Source organism: Rahnella aquatilis CIP 78.65 = ATCC 33071 (assembly GCF_000241955.1).
Classification (GTDB): Bacteria; Pseudomonadota; Gammaproteobacteria; order Enterobacterales; family Enterobacteriaceae; genus Rahnella; species Rahnella aquatilis.
In genome coordinates this window covers 3,499,108-3,516,171 of record NC_016818.1, presented here as the reverse complement: position 1 = coordinate 3,516,171, position 17,064 = coordinate 3,499,108, and the positions used below count along the sequence as shown (strand labels likewise).

15 protein-coding genes are annotated in these 17,064 nt (G+C 54.0%); 7 read left to right on the top strand and 8 right to left on the bottom strand.

Features of this window, described 5'->3' with window-relative positions; genetic code table 11:
- Positions 1–44: 44 nt before the first annotated feature.
- Positions 45–677 (bottom strand): type VI secretion protein, encoded by a 633-nt coding sequence (locus RAHAQ2_RS15945; RefSeq protein WP_015698211.1) that lies wholly within the window; start codon positions 675–677, stop codon positions 45–47.
- Between the two features lie 328 nt (positions 678–1,005).
- Between RAHAQ2_RS15945 and dapA the strand changes: the two genes are divergently transcribed.
- The 7 genes from dapA (at position 1,006) to ypfH (ending at position 8,166) form a co-directional block, all read left to right on the top strand.
- Positions 1,006–1,887 (top strand): 4-hydroxy-tetrahydrodipicolinate synthase, encoded by an 882-nt coding sequence (gene dapA, locus RAHAQ2_RS15935; protein ID WP_013576553.1) that lies wholly within the window; start codon positions 1,006–1,008, stop codon positions 1,885–1,887.
- 16 nt (positions 1,888–1,903) lie between these two features.
- Complete coding sequence (bamC, locus tag RAHAQ2_RS15930; RefSeq protein ID WP_015698210.1) at positions 1,904–2,983, top strand: outer membrane protein assembly factor BamC; 1,080 nt, start codon at positions 1,904–1,906, stop codon at positions 2,981–2,983.
- Between the two features lie 56 nt (positions 2,984–3,039).
- Complete coding sequence (purC, locus tag RAHAQ2_RS15925; RefSeq protein ID WP_015698209.1) at positions 3,040–3,753, top strand: phosphoribosylaminoimidazolesuccinocarboxamide synthase; 714 nt, start codon at positions 3,040–3,042, stop codon at positions 3,751–3,753.
- A 224-nt stretch (positions 3,754–3,977) separates the two neighbouring features.
- On the top strand, positions 3,978–4,853 hold the full coding sequence (gene ypfJ, locus RAHAQ2_RS15920; protein WP_015698208.1) for a KPN_02809 family neutral zinc metallopeptidase: 876 nt from the start codon (positions 3,978–3,980) through the stop codon (positions 4,851–4,853).
- A 114-nt stretch (positions 4,854–4,967) separates the two neighbouring features.
- Positions 4,968–5,420, top strand: coding sequence for a DUF441 domain-containing protein (locus tag RAHAQ2_RS15915; RefSeq protein ID WP_015698207.1), 453 nt, complete (start codon positions 4,968–4,970; stop codon positions 5,418–5,420).
- A gap of 1 nt (position 5,421) precedes the next feature.
- The gene (locus RAHAQ2_RS15910) at positions 5,422–7,407 is read left to right on the top strand and encodes a tRNA(Met) cytidine acetyltransferase TmcA (protein WP_015698206.1); all 1,986 of its coding nucleotides are present in this window, start codon (positions 5,422–5,424) and stop codon (positions 7,405–7,407) included.
- 108 nt (positions 7,408–7,515) lie between these two features.
- Positions 7,516–8,166: an esterase gene (ypfH, locus tag RAHAQ2_RS15905; RefSeq protein ID WP_015698205.1), complete on the top strand. Its 651-nt coding sequence runs from the start codon at positions 7,516–7,518 to the stop codon at positions 8,164–8,166.
- 77 nt (positions 8,167–8,243) lie between these two features.
- Here ypfH and RAHAQ2_RS15900 read toward each other — a convergent pair whose 3' ends face one another.
- The 7 genes from RAHAQ2_RS15900 to acrD form a co-directional block, all read right to left on the bottom strand.
- Positions 8,244–9,344: a phosphoserine transaminase gene (locus RAHAQ2_RS15900; protein WP_015698204.1), complete on the bottom strand. Its 1,101-nt coding sequence runs from the start codon at positions 9,342–9,344 to the stop codon at positions 8,244–8,246.
- Positions 9,345–9,346: 2 nt separating this feature from the next.
- On the bottom strand, positions 9,347–10,627 hold the full coding sequence (locus RAHAQ2_RS15895) for an ATP-grasp domain-containing protein (RefSeq protein WP_015698203.1): 1,281 nt from the start codon (positions 10,625–10,627) through the stop codon (positions 9,347–9,349).
- Between the two features lie 130 nt (positions 10,628–10,757).
- Complete coding sequence (locus RAHAQ2_RS15890) at positions 10,758–10,943, bottom strand: YpfN family protein (protein WP_013576544.1); 186 nt, start codon at positions 10,941–10,943, stop codon at positions 10,758–10,760.
- A gap of 10 nt (positions 10,944–10,953) precedes the next feature.
- A complete protein-coding gene (locus tag RAHAQ2_RS15885; RefSeq protein WP_015698202.1) occupies positions 10,954–11,628 on the bottom strand; it encodes a M15 family metallopeptidase in 675 nt (224 codons plus the stop codon).
- A complete protein-coding gene (gene dapE / locus RAHAQ2_RS15880) occupies positions 11,625–12,752 on the bottom strand; it encodes a succinyl-diaminopimelate desuccinylase (RefSeq protein WP_015698201.1) in 1,128 nt (375 codons plus the stop codon). Before dapE ends, RAHAQ2_RS15885 begins: the two co-directional genes overlap by 4 nt.
- Position 12,753: 1 nt before the next feature.
- Entirely contained in the window at positions 12,754–13,137 is a 384-nt protein-coding gene (locus RAHAQ2_RS15875; protein WP_015698200.1) for an ArsC family reductase, read from the bottom strand.
- Positions 13,138–13,586: 449 nt separating this feature from the next.
- Positions 13,587–16,742, bottom strand: a complete 3,156-nt coding sequence (gene acrD / locus RAHAQ2_RS15870) for a multidrug efflux RND transporter permease AcrD (protein ID WP_015698198.1) — start codon at positions 16,740–16,742, stop codon at positions 13,587–13,589.
- Positions 16,743–17,064 lie beyond the last annotated feature (322 nt).

Below are 17,064 nucleotides of genomic sequence, written 5' to 3'. Positions count from 1 at the left end.
TGGGTCAGTAATCTGAGCCCCGAAATTATCGGGGCTTTTTTTGTTTATTGCCATTTGCAGGCTTTCTGTAATGGTTTCATCGCTTCAGATAAACCATTCAATGAGAAAATAGCTTCAACAGGGCTTGAACTATATGGCGTAACTTGTGAGTAAAGTTTCTGCGCCCCCGATAGCTCTTTTACCAGCGGGATCACTTTGCTGCTTGGATAGAAGGCAGCTTCATTATCCGTCGAATTATTCCATGCATTTTTAAGGGCTTTTTTCTTATCAATACGATGCAATATGGTGGTTTGGCTAAGGCCTAAATATTGGTTCCAATTGATGTATAGGCTTGATTTTTTTTCTGTGCATGAGATTACCAACGTTGGATAAACTGACTGTCCAAATTGTGTATTTATTGACTTATCGGCTTGGAGCACAAGAGAAACATTTTCAGAATCATCGACGGGCGATTGCTCAATGGTTACCTGCCATTTACCAACATCACCCGTTTGGGCCTCAGCTTTGGCCGGTGGTAAAAGGTTGTCATAACATTGTAATCGCTCGTTGCTGCCTGCGATGGATTGGCACTTTGATATAGCCGCAGATGGTATTTGACTAGTTATAGATGGTTCGCTTGCCGCGAAGGCGTGAGAGGTTACAAGGAGAGGAAAGAGAACAGGTACTAATTTTTTCATGGAAATCATCCTTAATGTTTATGCTGACTTTCACGCCACATGCTATCACCTTAAGCCAAAAGCAAAAGCCCACCGGACTGCGTTTCTGTCGAAGCGTTGTCAAAACCAAACTGCTAAGCAGATAATGCCGTGCTTTTTTATGCTACATGCATTATCTGAACTGCTGCGATTGCAGATAAACGCTGATACAATCCGTTGGACGCGCTTGTAGTACTTTGCTGAGTCGTGGTCAATATGTGGTCGTGATTTAAAGATAAATCAATAAAATCATCATGTTACATGAGTTATAAAAGTACCATGAGTGACCTGTTTGTGGAGGGGAAGGTCAATGTTTACGGGAAGTATTGTTGCACTGGTTACGCCGATGGACACCAAAGGTGCTGTCGATCGCGCGAGTCTGAAAAAACTGATTGATTATCATGTGTCCAGTGGTACTGCGGCGATCGTTTCCGTTGGCACGACCGGCGAGTCGGCCACGTTGAGCCATGAAGAGCACGGTGACGTGGTCTTACAGACGCTGGAACTGGCTGATGGACGCATTCCTGTTATCGCAGGCACCGGCGCAAACGCGACCGCTGAAGCGATTTCTCTTACGCAACGTTTTGAAAAAAGTGGCGTTGTTGGCTGCCTGACAGTCACGCCTTATTACAACCGTCCGACGCAGGAAGGTCTGTATCAGCACTTCAAAGCCATCGCTGAAAATACCTCTCTGCCGCAAATTCTCTACAACGTGCCTTCACGTACCGGCTGCGATATGTTGCCGCAGACCATCGCGCGTTTAGCAAAATTGAAGAATATTGTTGCTGTTAAAGAAGCAACAGGGAACTTAAGTCGCGTTAGTCAGATCCAAGTGCTGGTTGATGATGAAGATTTCATTCTGCTGAGCGGCGATGACGCCAGCGGTCTGGACTTTATGCAACTTGGTGGTAAGGGCGTTATTTCCGTTACGGCTAACGTAGCTGCCCGTGAAATGGCCCAACTTTGTGAGCTGGCTGCGCTTGGCAACTTTGCCGAAGCGCGTCGCCTGAATCAGCGCCTGATGCCTTTGCATCAGAATTTGTTTGTAGAAGCAAACCCAATCCCGGTGAAATGGGCCTGTAAGGCACTGGGTTTGATGGCAACCGATACGATGCGTCTGCCTATGACGCCGTTAACAGATGCTGCCCGTCCGGTCGTGGAAGAAGCATTAAAAAGCGCCGGTTTGCTGTAACTCTTAGGAAGATTTGATGGCCTCTTTATTTGACAAGAACAGTTTCCAGATGACCCGATTGCAGAAAACGGCCGTGGCGAAAGTGGTCGGGGTTTCCCTGATCATGCTACTGGCTGCCTGTTCAAGTGATCAACGTTACAAACGCCAGGTGAGTGGCGATGAAGCTTACCTGGATGCGTCAGGTTTGCATGAGCTGAAAGCGCCGGTCGGAATGATTCTGCCCGTGCAGAACGGAACGTACGAAGTTCAGGCAGGCTCAATGCAGGGCGCGGTGGGCAAACAGCTCGACATCCGTCCACCGTCCCAGCCACTGGCGCTGCTTAACGGCTCCCAGACACAGTTCTCCGGCGACAGCAGTACCGTGCTGCTGGAAAATACCGCGCAGAACCGTGACCTGTGGAATAACGTCGTGAAAGCCGTTGAGCAAAATAACTTCAAAATTGCCAACCGTGATGATGCTAACCAGACACTGACCACCGATTTCATTGACTGGAATCGTGCGGATGAAGACTTCCAGTATCAGGGCCGTTATCAGGTCAGCGTGAAACAGCAGAGTTACCAGTTAGCGCTGACGGTGAAAACGCTTGAGCTGAAACAGCAGGATAAACCGGTGACCACATCGGCTGAAATCCAGCGTTACAACAGCCAGATGATGAACGCCATCACGGCGAGTCTGGATAAAGTGCAGCAGGATACTCAGGCACGCCTCGACAACCGTCGTGTCGGTGAGATTGACGTTCAGAGCGGCGCAGATGATACCGGCCTGCCGGTGCTGATTGTCCGTGAGAACTACGGTGTTGTGTGGGATCGCCTGCCAAATGCCCTGGCAAAAGCTGGCATGAAAGTGACCGACAGCAGCCGTCCGCAAGGCACATTGTCTGTGACCTACAAACCACTGAACGACGATGCGTGGCAGACACTGGGTGCGAAAGATCCGGGCCTGACTTCCGGTGACTACAAACTTCAGGTTGGTGATCTCGACAACCGTAGTAGCTTGCAGTTCCTTGATCCGAAAGGACATGCTCTCAGCCAGTCGCAGAACGATGCGATGGTGGCGGTCATGCAGGCCGCGTTTAGCCAGAGCAGCGCAAAATAATACCAAGGGGCTCCGGCCCCTTTTTACATCTGTTTTTTCCACTGGAGTAAGTAAAGATGCAAAAGTTAGCTGAGTTGTATCGCGGCAAGGCGAAAACCGTCTACACCACCGAAAACCCGGACCTTCTGGTACTGGAGTTCCGTAACGATACGTCAGCACTGGATGGTCAGCGTATTGAGCAGTTCGACCGTAAAGGTATGGTTAACAATAAATTTAACCATTTCATCATGGCTAAGCTGGAAGAAGCCGGTATTCCAACCCAAATGGAACGCCTGTTGTCTGACACCGAAGTGCTGGTGAAAAAACTGGATATGGTCCCGGTTGAATGCGTTATCCGTAACCGTGCTGCGGGTTCGCTGGTAAAACGTCTGGGCATTGAAGAAGGTCTGGAACTGAACCCGCCGTTGTTCGATCTGTTCCTGAAAAACGATGCGATGCACGATCCGATGGTTAACGAATCGTATTGCAAGACCTTTGGCTGGGTGAACGAAGAAAACCTCGCGCGCATGAAAGAGCTGAGCTACAAAGCCAACGACGTGCTGAGCAAACTGTTTGATGACGCCGGTCTGATCCTGGTCGATTTCAAACTGGAATTCGGTCTGTTCAACGGTGAAGTGGTGCTCGGCGATGAATTCTCACCGGACGGCAGCCGCCTGTGGGATAAAGAAACCCTGAACAAGATGGACAAAGACCGTTACCGCCAGAGTCTGGGTGGCCTGATTGAAGCTTACGAAGAAGTCGCGCACCGTATTGGTGTGAAACTGGACTAAGCTGCGCATTATTTTTTAGCCAGACTGCGCAATCGTTTACGCAGTCTGCGCTGGCGCTAAACGGGGGGCGGATCCCGCTTCCCGTTCTTTTATTTGTGTTTTATTTTTGTCTTCCTGCCCTGTTTTCTTTCATTTAATTCTGACTCCCCTAAAATTACGTCCCTTCGCGGATGGTATTAACCGCGTGTGCTGGCTAGTCTTACAAAAACAGTCTGGAGGTGATTATGCGTTGGCAAGGGCGTCGCGAAAGCGACAATGTAGAAGACAGACGCGGACAGGGAGCTAACGGTGGTGGTTTAGGTGGCGGAGGAATGCGCCTGCCGATCCGTGGCAAAAGCGGTATCGTGATCATCATCGTGGTGCTGGTCGCCGGGTATTACGGTATCGACCTGACGCCGCTGATTGATGGTGGTCAGTCCGGCGGCATGCAGCAACAAACACAATCACAATCCATCAGCCCGAAAGATGACGAGCAGGCCAGATTTACCTCAGTGATCCTTGCCTCGACAGAAGACACCTGGAAAGACATTTTCCAGAAGCAGGGCATGACTTATCGTGAACCCAAACTGGTGATGTATCGCGGCGCGACCCGCACCGGTTGTGGCACCGGCCAGTCGGTAATGGGGCCGTTCTATTGTCCGGCGGACAGCACGGTCTATATCGATCTCTCTTTCTATCAGGAATTGCAGGATAAGCTCGGGGCAGGCGGTGATTTCGCGCAGGGGTATGTGGTGGCGCACGAAGTGGGCCACCATGTGCAGAATCTGCTGGGCACTGAACGCAAGGTTCGCCAGTTGCAACAGGGCGCTTCGCAGACTGTGGTAAACCAGCTATCGGTAAAAATGGAATTACAGGCTGACTGTTACGCCGGTGTCTGGGGACACGCGATGCAGCAGCAAAACGTTCTCGAAGAGGGCGATCTGAAAGAAGCGCTGGATGCCGCACAGGCCATCGGCGATGACCGGCTGCAACAGCAAAGTCAGGGCCGCGTGGTGCCGGACAGCTTCACCCACGGTACGTCCCGGCAACGTTATACCTGGTTCAAACGTGGATTTGATACCGGTAACCCTGACCAGTGTAATACCTTTGCCAGCCGCTGATGAAGTGGCAACAAGCGCTGGTCTGTCGCTAAAAACTGTTCAATAATCAATGACCGACCCGGAGAGGCTCCCCGAGCCTCTCTTTTATTTTCATGTTGAACCGCTGGGAACGCCATGGCTTTTCTCGATCCAACCCTTTTGATCTTACTTGTCTTCGCCGGACTGGGCATTATCAGCCATAACAGCGCCGTTACCATCGCCATGTTTTTCCTTCTCACGGTACGCATCACGCCGCTGAACAGCTTTTTCCCGTGGATAGAAAAATACGGACTGACCATCGGCATTATTATTCTGACCATTGGCGTGATGGCACCGATTGCCAGCGGCAAAATCAGCGCCAGCACCGTCGTGCACTCCTTCTTCCACTGGAAATCGATAGCCGCCATTCTGGTCGGTGTGCTGGTGTCGTGGCTTGGCGGACGTGGCCTGACGCTGATGGGCACGCAGCCGCATCTGGTGGCTGGCCTGTTAGTCGGCACCGTGCTGGGCGTGGCGTTGTTTAAAGGTGTGCCGGTCGGGCCGCTGATTGCTGCCGGTCTGCTATCGATGATTATCGGGAAAACCTGACATGTCTGTCACTTTGCTACAGCAACAGATGCAGCGGCTGGGTGTCCGGCGTTTGCTGGTGTTCAGTGGCGAAACGCAGTGGTGTGAGCAACAGGCCGTACAGTTTTGTGCACAAAATGCCGGTGACTGGCTCTGGCTGAGTGATTCGCCGCCTGAGGGTGTCACATCCTGCCTGCCTTCAGCGGCGCATACGCTGCTCGGGCAGGAGATCTTTCACGGTGTGTTTGATGCGCGTTATGGCCTGAATATCGAGGCGCTGGCGGCCTTTTCGGGCACATTGAAAGCCGGAAGCTGGCTGATTTTGCTGATACCGGCATGGGACGACTGGGCTGACACGCCGGATGCGGACAGCCTGCGCTGGAGCGAACAACCGCAGGCGATCCCGACGCCACGTTTTATTCGCCGTTTTCAGTCTTTCCTCGAACAAGACCGCAGCATTACGGTGAGGCGGCAGGATCAGCCTTTTGATATCCCCCCGCTGCCGGTTGCGCCCGACTGGTTGCCACCCGATGGCCAGCCGACCGCTGAGCAATCTCAGATTTTAAAACAACTGATGCAGGCTCAGTCCGGCGTGTGGGTGCTGACCGCGCCGCGCGGGCGGGGGAAATCGACGCTGGCGGGAATGCTGGTCAGACAGTGGCCGGGCATCTGTTGGGTGACCGCACCGGCTAAAGCCTCAGCCAGCCAGATCCTTAATCCGCAAACAGACTCTGCCCGCTTTATCGCACCCGATGCATTGCTTGCCTTATGTCGCGAAGGCGCAGTAACCGGCGCTGAGTGGCTGATCATCGATGAAGCCGCCGCTATTCCGGCACCGATGCTGGCGGAAATTATCGCGGCTTTTCCGCGCGTGTTGCTCACCACCACGGTTCAGGGATATGAAGGCACCGGACGCGGATTCTTACTCAAATTCTGTACGTCTTTGCCGCAGTGGCATGACTTGCGACTGAACGCACCTATCCGCTGGTCATCATCCGACACGCTTGAGCCGTTTATCAGCGATTTATTACTGTTTGACGAGCATTTGCCGGTGGCCGGTGAGACGGGCGGCACATCAGAAATATTCCCGATTCATGCCGATGACTGGCTGAGTGAACCGGTGCTGTTAGAGGATTTTTACGGCCTGCTGACCAGCGCACATTACCGCACATCGCCGCTGGATCTGCGGCGTCTGCTGGATGCGCCGGGCATGACGTTCAGCGCGTCACGACAGAAAAATACACTGACCGGCGCGTTATGGCTGGTGGATGAGGGCGGGCTTAGCGCAGCGCTGGCACAGGAAGTCTGGGCCGGAAGACGGCGTCCGCGCGGCAATCTGGTGGCTCAGTCCCTTGCCGCGCACGCGGGATTCCCGGAGGCTGCCGTGATGCGTTCACGGCGCGTCAGCCGGATTGCGGTGCATCCGGCGTTTCGCCGTCAGGGCATTGCCCGGCAGTTGTTAGCAGAGCAGAAACAGCGTGCGCAGCAGGCGGGACTGGACTTCCTGTCAGTCAGTTTTGGCTATACGCCGGATCTGGCGGCATTGTGGCAACAGGCCGGATTCCGGCTGGTGCGCGTCAGTACGCACAAAGAAGCCAGCAGCGGATGTTATGCCGCGATGGCGATATTACCCCTGAGCGCGGCGGGGCAGGCACTGGCGGACAGCGCCGTGCATCAGCTTCACCGTGACTGGCGCTGGCTGGCGCCTCAGATGGAATTAACCCTGCCGCCCGGCCCCCCTGCGGATACGCAACCCGATGACGCCGACTGGCGCGAACTGCGCGGGTTTGCGTTCGCCCATCGTCCGCTGGAGAGCAGTTTACCGGCACTCAGCCGCGTGCTGTTGCACAGTGATTTGCCGCTGACGGCGTTGCGTGCCTGTCTGCAACAGGGGAAAAGTGTGGCGGACATTGTACAAAGCTTGCAGCTTTCCGGTCGCAAAGCGCTGGTTTCCCGCTGGCGTGAGGAAGCGCAGCAGGTATTGAAAGACGCGGGTATGACCGGATAACTCAGCGGTTTCATTGCAAAAAATGGAAAGACTCGTTCAATAAAACCCGATTTTACTGACCGGCAGGCGGCGTATAGTGAACCCATTAAATGACAACGGGAGAGAGCCATGAGCTCAGAACAGATCATCGTCCGGGAACCGGAAGAAAGGGCTAATCAGCTGATTTTATTATTTCATGGCGTGGGTGATAACCCGATTTCTATGGGCGAAATCGGTAAGTTTTTCGCTGTTTCATTCCCGCAGGCGCAGGTGGTCAGCGTCGGCAGCCCGGATATTTGTGATTTTGGCCGGGGCTTCCAGTGGTTTTCCGTGCAGGGCGTGACTGAACAAAATCGCCAGCCGCGTGTGGATGCCGCAATGCCCGTGTTTGTGCAGATTGTCCGTGACTGGCAGCAGAAAACCGGCGTCACGCCGGAACACACTACATTAGTCGGCTTCTCGCAGGGCACCATCATGGCGCTGGAATCGACGAAAGTGGAAGAGCATCTGGCGTCGCGCATTATCGCGTTCAGCGGGCGTTTTTCAACGCTGCCGGAAAAACCCATTGCCGCCGGTACGGTGGTGCATTTCATTCATGGCGAACAGGATCCGGTGATTAATCCATTCCAGTCGAAAAGTGCGGCAGAACGTCTGAAATCATTGGGCTGTGAATGTACGCTCAATCTTCAGCCGGGTATGGGACACGGGCTGGATTCCCATATGATTAATACGGCGATAGCGCATTTGCAAAATTACGAACCGAAGTCGCATCAGCACTGATTTCGCTGCCACTTTTATTAAAAAATGCCCCCGGCTGCATCACAACCGGGGGCATTTTTATGTCTGACTGAGGGGGATTACCTGCGGTTTTTATGCATGAAATCATCCATGAAGTTCGTCAGTTTTTCGGCCGCTGGCAGCGACAGGGCGTTGTAGATAGAGGCACGGATGCCGCCAATCGCACGGTGCCCTGCCAGACCGGAGAAGCCAGCTTCCTGACTTTCGGCCAGGAATTTCTTCTCCAGATCCGCATCCGGCAACTTAAACGCAACGTTCATCTGTGAACGGTCGGCTTTGCTGCTCCAGCCATTGTAGAAACCGTCGCTGTTGTCGAGCATTGCATACAGCAGTTCTGCTTTATGGCGGTTGGTTTGTTCCATATTTTCCAGACCGCCGACGTCGTTAAGCAGCCAGCGGGTGACCAGCAGCACTACATAAATCGCAAATACCGGCGGCGTGTTGAGGTTGGAATGAGATTCCACCTGGCGGCGGTAGTTCAGGAATGATGGCAATTCGTCAGACGACGCTTTCACCACGGTATCGTGCACCAGCACGATGGTGACGCCCGCCGGGCCGATGTTTTTCTGCGCATGAGCGTAGATCACGGAAAACTTGTTGGCATCGCAGGGTTTGGACAGGAAATCGGAAGACATATCGCAGACACGGGGCACATCGTCGCGGCCCAAAACGCGCTGGAACTGTAACCCTTCCACCGTTTCGTTCGAGACATAATGCAGATACGGCGCATCAGGCGAAAATGCCAGTTCGTCGTCCGAGGGCAGTCGGTTAAATCCGCAGGATTCGCCGCTCCATAGCACCTTTACCGGCCCTTCACGACGCGCTTCGGTGACAACTTTACTGCTCCAGTAACCGGTATCAAGATATTCTGCCGCATGCTTCTGGCCGCGCAACAGCGTCATCGGCACCATGGAAAACTGCTGCGTTGCGCCGCCCTGCAGGAACAGGATATGGAAATCTTTCGACAAGCCGAGCAGGGTGCGGATGTTGTTTTCGGTTTCCTGCACAATGGCGGCAAACCAGTCTGAGCGGTGGCTGATACCGAGGATCGACAGGCCCACTTCCGGCACTTCTTTTATCGCGGCTTCAACCTGAGCGAGAACGGTTTCTGGCAATGCGCCAGGACCACCGGAGAAGTTCAGGGCGTTACGTGAAATCATAGTTATTCTTGTCCTTTAAACGCATCAGCAGAGGTGTTGGTGTGCGCAAAGGCACGGGATAACAGCAACTCGCGGCATGCTGTTTTAACGTTATTCATGTGGATTTGTTTGTGCGGGAACATCACTTCCAGATCCATCGCGTGCACCACCATGGCCGGATCAATTTCAAACACCAGTAACTCGCCGTCCGGCGTTTCGCTGCAATCGATGCCGAGATAGTCGAGTTGCGTCGTGTCATAAATCGCTTTCAGCGCCTGCTGGTGGCGGCGCGCGAATACCTGGAAGTTGTTGAGGAATGCGGCTTCTTCTTCACGCTTTTGGATATCTTCATACATGAAGGCATTCACGTAATGCACCATCCAGTGGGATGAAATTGCCATATGACAGGCATATGGCACGCCGTCGATCAACGAAATGCGGTACTTACGGAACTGACCGTCTTTATTGCTGTAATCAATAAACTGCGACAGGAAATAATCTTCAACCTGCACGCGGGTCAGGTAGTCAGCCAGTTCTTCCTGACAGGTAATTTTTTCCAGGCCGTGACCGCCGTGCGAACCCGCAGGGCGCAGGATCACCGGATAATCGCTGTCAGGCAGCGTATCGCGCAGCGTGGTTTCGTCTGCCGCAACCGCCGTAAGCGCTGCAAACGTCACCGGATGCGCCTGTGCAATCACCAGACCCGGCTTGTTCTGCAACAGGCCGCTGGCGGTATGGCGCTCGGAGTTCGGGATATGCTGTGGCGCATTGATGACCGGCACCGGCCAATGTTCCGTGACATTTTCCAGTTGCTGCAACAGAAACAGATTTTCCGTGGTAGCACTGATGCCGACCATCAGTAAATCGTGTTCAGGGATCGGTGCTTCAAAAGGGGCTTCGGGCGTGATGTAGTAATAAATCAGCTCAATGTCGCTGTTTTCCAGCAGGCAATCCAGCGGCACATTCGCGGAAAGCGTGCCGGGTACCATCAGTATCAGTAAACGTAATTTTGCCGGTTGTTGCGCGGCACGAAGGGTATAAACCTGTTGCATCGCCAGTGCCTGATTCTGAATGCTCAGACCCAGTTCAGTGCGTTGCAGGCACAGCATGACAGTGGAAAGGTTCATCCATAATACGGCGTCATCAGGGGTTTGCTGCGCACGGGTAATCAGTGTCTGTGCGATGTCAGACCATTCCTCGCCCGCAATGCTCATGCGCAAAAACGGAGCCAGACCCAGAAATTGTGACGCGTCGACGGGCTCAGGCACTGCCTGATCTGCCCGGTTAATCGTTAATGTTTGCAAAGGACGTGTTCTCTCCGTGCATCAGTTTCACGTTGCATGATAGTGGCAGGAGAGAAAGTCAATCGGCGGAGAATCGCTAGATTATCCGCCGACTAATATTGATTAAAGGTGAGGGGCTGGCGAGGTGGGATTACTTTTTCTTTGGCCAGTCGTCATCTTTATCCCACTCAGCATTGTTGTCGCGATGCGGCGGGATCTCAGGTTTGTCTTTCAGGAACTTTTTCACATCAACGCGGTTCAGCTCTTTGATGCCGCTGATGAACATGCCGACCAGAATGATCAGAACGATCCACCAGTAATCTTTAATCCACTCCATGGTGTACTCCTTAAAGGGGTGAGGGGGCGATAAATCGCGGGAAAAGGATGTCTAGTTGCCCGGCTAACCAGTCTGCGGCAGCGACGTCTTTTCCGGTCCAGGCGCTGAGTAACACCTGCGGCGTGAGCTGTTTTTCACATTCTGCCGCCAGTGGCCGGTAACTCAGATGCCAGGGTTCGACAGCCACACCGCCGCGATCTTCTGCATACGGGCGGTAAAAACCAAATTCTGCCATATGCGCTGACATCCATTGATTCAGCGGATAAAAATACCCGCCTTCTTCATATTCCCACGGCTCCAGTTGCAGTGTCTTACCTGCCGGTAACAATGACGGATCGTACACATCCAGATCACTGCCCCAGTGGTGACGGCTTGCGCCCGGCAGCGCCGACCAGCGCAAAATCAGCTCACAACGTTCTGCCGCCGTCAGCGCGCTGATATCCACCGGCTGGCTGTTCTTATCTAATACTGGTCGCTCGCCGCGAAATTTGCCATTCCAGATAGCCCGTTGCCGATCGAAATCACGAAAGGTGCTGGCTGGTTGCAGGTCAAAACCGGCGTCACGGGCTGCCAGACGCATTTTTTCGAATGCCTGCGCCGCTTCTTTCTGCAAACGATGCGGCCCGTCGCCGAGAGTCACCAGATGTGCATCGGAGCACCCGGTCAGCATCTCATGAGTGATCATGCGATTAACTGTTCCATAATGCGCTGATACATGCGGCTGAGCACCTGCAGATCGGCGGCATGGACGCATTCATTGATTTTGTGGATAGTCGCGTTGACCGGCCCCAGTTCCACCACCTGCGCCCCCATCAGCGCGATAAAACGCCCGTCGGAGGTGCCGCCGGTGGTTTGCAGTTCCGGCGTGATTTCGCTGTAGTGACGCACGGCGTTGACCACCGCATCCACCAGCGCACCGCGTGATGTCAGGAATGGCTGGCCGGAAACCACCCAGTTCAGGGTGTATTGCAGGTTATGGCGATCCAGTAATTCGGCGACGCGCTGTCTGATGATGTCATCGGTCAGTTCGGTGCTGAAACGGAAATTGAACTGCACATACAGTTCGCCCGGAATGACGTTGTTGCTGCCGGTGCCTGCGTTGATATTGGCGATTTGCATGCTGGTCGGCGGGAAGAATTCGTTGCCGTTATCCCATACAGTGGCGACCAGTTCATTCAGCGCTGGCATGGCACGGTGTACCGGATTATCCGCCAGATGCGGATAGGCGACGTGCCCCTGAACGCCATGCACATGCAGGTTGGCGGTCATGGAACCGCGACGGCCATTTTTCACAATATCGCCGACGCGCGTGGTGCTGGAAGGCTCGCCAACCAGACAGTAATCGAGGCGCTCATTGCGTGCCATCAGCGCGCTGACCACTTTCACCGTGCCGTTAACGGCGCTGGCTTCCTCATCGGAAGTAATGAGAAAAGCCAGACGGCCCTGATGATTCGGGTTGGCGGCGACAAAACGCTCTGCTGCCACCACCATCGCCGCCAGTGAACCTTTCATGTCTGCCGCACCGCGGCCATACAACATGCCGTCGCGCAGCGTCGGCTCAAACGGGCCGGTAACCCACAGTTTGTGATCGCCGGTAGGGACGACGTCGGTATGCCCGGCAAAGGCCAGCGTTTTGCCTTCACCACGTGTCGCCCAGAAATTCAGGGTATCGCCAAAATGCATCGGCTCAACGTGGAACCCAATGGCCTCAAGGCGGGCAATCATAATCTCCTGACAGCCGGCATCGTCCGGGCTGAGGGAAGGGCGGCGGATTAACTGTTGGGCTAAATCGAGAACCGGACAACTCATGTTACTTCACCTGTGCAAGAAATTGCTGATAGCTTTCTGGTTTGAATCCCAGCAGAGACTGGCCGTCTGGCGCCAGTAAAAAAGGACGTTTGATCACTGCCGGATGTTCGAGCATCAGCGCTTTGGCACTGGCCTGGTTATCGCAGGCGGCGCGGGTAGCCTCATCGAGCTTGCGCCAGGTGGTGCCGCGGGTATTGAGCATCGCTTCCCAGCCTTGTTTATCTAACAAATCCTGCAGCAACGCGGCATCCAGCCCTTCGACCCGGTAATCATGAAACTGGCATTCAACCCCGTTTTCTTCCAGCCAGCGGCGGGCTTTCTTAACGGTATCGCAATTTTTTATGCCGTAGAGAATAAATGAGGTTTGAGCTGAAGTTGTTGCCATAGAAAAACGTAACCTGTCAGTAAAATAAGCGCTTTTTTGCCGCGCTGATAAGTGGCGTCAGAGAAGAACACATAATGAGGCAAAACGCTGGCAGGATCCAGACGGGGCGGGATTGTGATCGCGCTTAAAAAATACTCACAGAGGTTTTGCATGGTCAAAAAACAGACGTATACTGCCAGCGTCCAATCAAGGGGAGTAAAATGTTAGAGCAAGAATTAGGTCACTGGAAAGACTTTATCGACCGTATGTTGAAAGCGTAATTGCCCCACATCGTTACCGACAAAGCAAAGAAAAGATTTATTCTCAGTGCAGCACGTCATTATAAAAAACGTTTGTTCAGGAAGACCATTACGTTGCATTTAGCGACGATTCTCACAGCCAGTAAATCATGAATAAAAAAGGCGTTAATGTGAATTAACGCCTTTTTTGTTGCCTGCGATCCTGCGCTTTTACCGGTGTTCCGCAGGTGCCGTTTCCACGATATCCGCAATGACTGTCGCAGTGTGTTTGCCCGGAAAACGACGGCGGATCAAGACAAAGAACAGCGGTACGAAGAAAATCGCCAGCACGGTGGCGGAAATCATCCCGCCGATGACGCCGGTACCGACGGCGTGCTGGCTGCCTGAACCGGCCCCCATGCTGGTCGCCATCGGCAGAACGCCGAAAACAAACGCCAGCGAGGTCATCAGAATCGGACGCAGACGCATTCTGGAGGCTTCGAGCGTGGCCTCCAGTAACTCCTTCCCGCGCACATTCAGGTCATTGGCAAATTCAACAATCAAAATGGCGTTCTTCGCCGACAAACCGATGATGGTCAGCATCCCGACCTGGAAATACACATCGTTTTCCAGCCCGCGCAGCCAGGTGGCCATCACTGCGCCGAGCACGCCGAGCGGCACCACCAGCATGACGGAGAACGGAATGGACCAGCTCTCGTACAGCGCCGCCAGACACAGGAACACCACCAGCAGGGAGATCGCATACAGCGCCGGTGCCTGCGAACCTGACAGTCTTTCCTGATACGACAGACCGGTCCATTCCAGACCAATCCCGACCGGTAATTTAGCCACCAGCTTTTCCATGTCATCCATCGCCGTACCGCTGCTGATACCCGTTGCCGGTTCACCCACAATTTCCAGCGCGGAATAGCCGTTGTAACGCTCCAGACGCGGCGAACCGGTCAGCCATTTTGATGTGGCGAAAGCGGAGAAGGGCACCATGGTGCCGGCGGAGTTTCGTACATACCAGCGGTCGATATCGTCCGGCAACATGCGGTATTGCGCTGCGGCCTGCACGTAGACTTTCTTCACCCGGCCACGGTCAACGAAGTCATTGACGTAGGTCGAGCCCCACGCGGTACTCAGCGTGCTGTTGATATCAGAGATAGCCACGCCCAGCGCCTGCGCTTTCACCTGATCGATGTCGATTTGCAACTGCGGGCTGTCATCCAGACCGTTGTGACGCACGCGGGTCAGATTGCTGTCTTTGGCGGTCATCGCCAGTAACTGATCCCGTGCCGCCATCAGTGCATCGTGGCCGAGCCCGGCGTGATCTTGCAGTTCCATATCAAAGCCGGTGGCGCTGCCGAGGCCGTTGATGGCGGGCGGGCTGCTGGCGATAACACGGGCTTCGGTGATCTTGTTAAACGCTTTGGTCGCACGGTCGATCAGCGCAAAGGAAGAATCATCTGTGCCAGTGCGTTCATCCCACGGCGTCAGGCGCACGAACATACGCGCAACGTTCTGCCCGTTACCGCCCGGCCCGGCACCGATGGTCGAGAACACCGAAAGCACGTCTTTCTTATCTTCAGTCAGGAAATACTTCTCAACCTTTTCCACCACCTTTTGGGTTTGCTGCAACGTCGAACCCGGCGGCAACTGAATCTGCACAGTAAACACGCCACGGTCTTCCAGCGGCAGGAAAGAGGTTGGCAGTTTGATAAACATAACGGCCAGCACGGCGACCAGTGCGGCATAACCCAGCATGTAGCGCAGGCTGTTACGCAGCACGCGCGCCACGCCGTTTTCGTAGCGACGCGCATTGTGGTCGAACATCCGGTTAAACCAGCCGAAGAAACCGCGTTTACCGTGATGATGTCCCTGTGCGACAGGTTTGAGAAGGGTTGAGCACAGCGCCGGTGTCAGCGTCAGCGCAACGAACACTGACAGCACCATCGCCGAGACAATGGTGATGGAGAACTGGCGATAGATTGCGCCGGTGGTGCCGCCGAAGAACGCCATCGGTACGAACACCGCCGACAGCACCATCGTAATCCCGACCAGCGCACTCTGAATTTGCCCCATCGATTTTCGCGTGGCCTCTCTGGGGCTAAGGCCTTCCTCGCTCATCACGCGCTCGACGTTTTCCACGACGACGATGGCGTCATCCACCAGCAGGCCGATGGCGAGGACCATCGCGAACATCGTCAGGGTATTGATGCTGTAGCCAAACTGATGCAGTACGGCGAAAGTCCCCAGCAAAACGACCGGCACGGCAATCGTCGGGATCAGCGTCGCGCGGAAGTTTTGCAGAAACAGGTACATCACCAGAAACACCAGCACGATGGCTTCAAACAGCGTTTTCACCACGTCCGTGATCGCCGCTTTAACGAATGGTGTGGTTTCGTAGGCAATTTCGGCTTTCAGCCCGTGCGGAAAATAGTGAGAGAGCTCATCAAGACGTGCACGAACGGCTTTGTCCGTTTGCAGTTCGTTGGCACCGGACGCCAGTTTCACGCCCATACCGGACGCCGCCTGCCCGTTATAGCGGCTGAGCAGGGCATAGTTTTCCGCACCAAGACCGACAGTTGAGACATCGCCAAGTTTAACCTGTGAGCCGTCCTGGTTTACTTTGAGCGTGATCTGACGGAACTGTTCCGGCGTCTGTAACTGCGCCTGTGCGTTAATGGTGGCGTTCAGCGCCTGAAAATCCACCGAAGGCGCGCCGCCGAGCTGACCGACAGCGACCTGACTGTTTTGTGCTTTGATGGCCGTCACCACATCGGCGGTGGTCAGCTGGTAATTATTGAGTTTGTCCGGATCCAGCCAGATACGCATCGCGTATTGTGAGCCGTAAGCATCGATGCTGCCGACACCGGGCACGCGGCTCAGCGGATCCTGAATATTGGAGGCCACATAGTCGGCGATATCCTGCTTATCCATGCTGCCGTCTGTGGAGACAAACGCCACCATCATCAGGTTGGTATCACCGGTTTTTGACACCGTCACACCCTGCGTCTGTACATCCTGCGGCAGACGTTTAAGCGCCTGCTGTAACTGGTTTTGCACCTGTTGCAGCGCTTCGTTCGGATCGGTTCCGGCGGTAAAACTCAGGGTAATTTGAGATTTACCGTCGTTACTGCTTTGTGAGGACATGTACATCAGATTATCGAGGCCGGTCATGTTTTGTTCGATAATCTGGGTGACGGTATTTTCTAATGTTTGTGCTGATGCGCCGGGATAGGTGGCAGAAATCCTGACGTTCGGCGGAGCCAGGTCGGGATATTGCTCAACCGGCAAAAAATAGATCGCGAGTGCGCCGGACAGGGAAATAATGATCGCTAAAACCCAGGCAAAGATTGGGCGATCGATAAAAAAGTTAGCCATGCTTCAGGAACCTCGTTGTCACTCTGGCATGAGTGACTAACATCAGCAAACAAACAGAACGTCAGTAATCTGACAAAAAAATCCCCTGAGCGCTATTTTCTACAAGGCGGTCTCAGAGGCGGTACTGTCCCGGCGGGACTGAGCAAGTGTTAGAGTGGTGTTCTACGTCAGTGCACTTTACCTTCTCATATCGCATAAAACGTGGAGAAATAAAGGAGATAATGTAAAAAAAACCTCCCTGCACACAGGGTTATCCCGCAGCCGTTATCCTGCAGACAGAATTACTGAAACCGTCTGCGCGTTAACAACCTGTTTTTTATGG

Excerpts from the sequence above, each read along its gene's own strand:
- RAHAQ2_RS15915 (WP_015698207.1), top strand. The coding sequence starts at position 4,968 with ATGGCTTTTCTCGATCCAACCCTTTTGATCTTACTTGTCTTCGCCGGA.
- RAHAQ2_RS15945 (WP_015698211.1), bottom strand. The coding sequence starts at position 677 with ATGAAAAAATTAGTACCTGTTCTCTTTCCTCTCCTTGTAACCTCTCAC.
- dapA (WP_013576553.1), top strand. The coding sequence starts at position 1,006 with ATGTTTACGGGAAGTATTGTTGCACTGGTTACGCCGATGGACACCAAA.
- RAHAQ2_RS15885 (WP_015698202.1), bottom strand. The coding sequence starts at position 11,628 with ATGATCACTCATGAGATGCTGACCGGGTGCTCCGATGCACATCTGGTG.
- dapE (WP_015698201.1), bottom strand. The coding sequence starts at position 12,752 with ATGAGTTGTCCGGTTCTCGATTTAGCCCAACAGTTAATCCGCCGCCCT.
- RAHAQ2_RS15900 (WP_015698204.1), bottom strand. The coding sequence starts at position 9,344 with ATGATTTCACGTAACGCCCTGAACTTCTCCGGTGGTCCTGGCGCATTG.
- purC (WP_015698209.1), top strand. The coding sequence starts at position 3,040 with ATGCAAAAGTTAGCTGAGTTGTATCGCGGCAAGGCGAAAACCGTCTAC.
- ypfJ (WP_015698208.1), top strand. The coding sequence starts at position 3,978 with ATGCGTTGGCAAGGGCGTCGCGAAAGCGACAATGTAGAAGACAGACGC.
- ypfH (WP_015698205.1), top strand. The coding sequence starts at position 7,516 with ATGAGCTCAGAACAGATCATCGTCCGGGAACCGGAAGAAAGGGCTAAT.
- bamC (WP_015698210.1), top strand. The coding sequence starts at position 1,904 with ATGGCCTCTTTATTTGACAAGAACAGTTTCCAGATGACCCGATTGCAG.
- acrD (WP_015698198.1), bottom strand. The coding sequence starts at position 16,742 with ATGGCTAACTTTTTTATCGATCGCCCAATCTTTGCCTGGGTTTTAGCG.
- RAHAQ2_RS15875 (WP_015698200.1), bottom strand. The coding sequence starts at position 13,137 with ATGGCAACAACTTCAGCTCAAACCTCATTTATTCTCTACGGCATAAAA.
- RAHAQ2_RS15890 (WP_013576544.1), bottom strand. The coding sequence starts at position 10,943 with ATGGAGTGGATTAAAGATTACTGGTGGATCGTTCTGATCATTCTGGTC.
- RAHAQ2_RS15910 (WP_015698206.1), top strand. The coding sequence starts at position 5,422 with ATGTCTGTCACTTTGCTACAGCAACAGATGCAGCGGCTGGGTGTCCGG.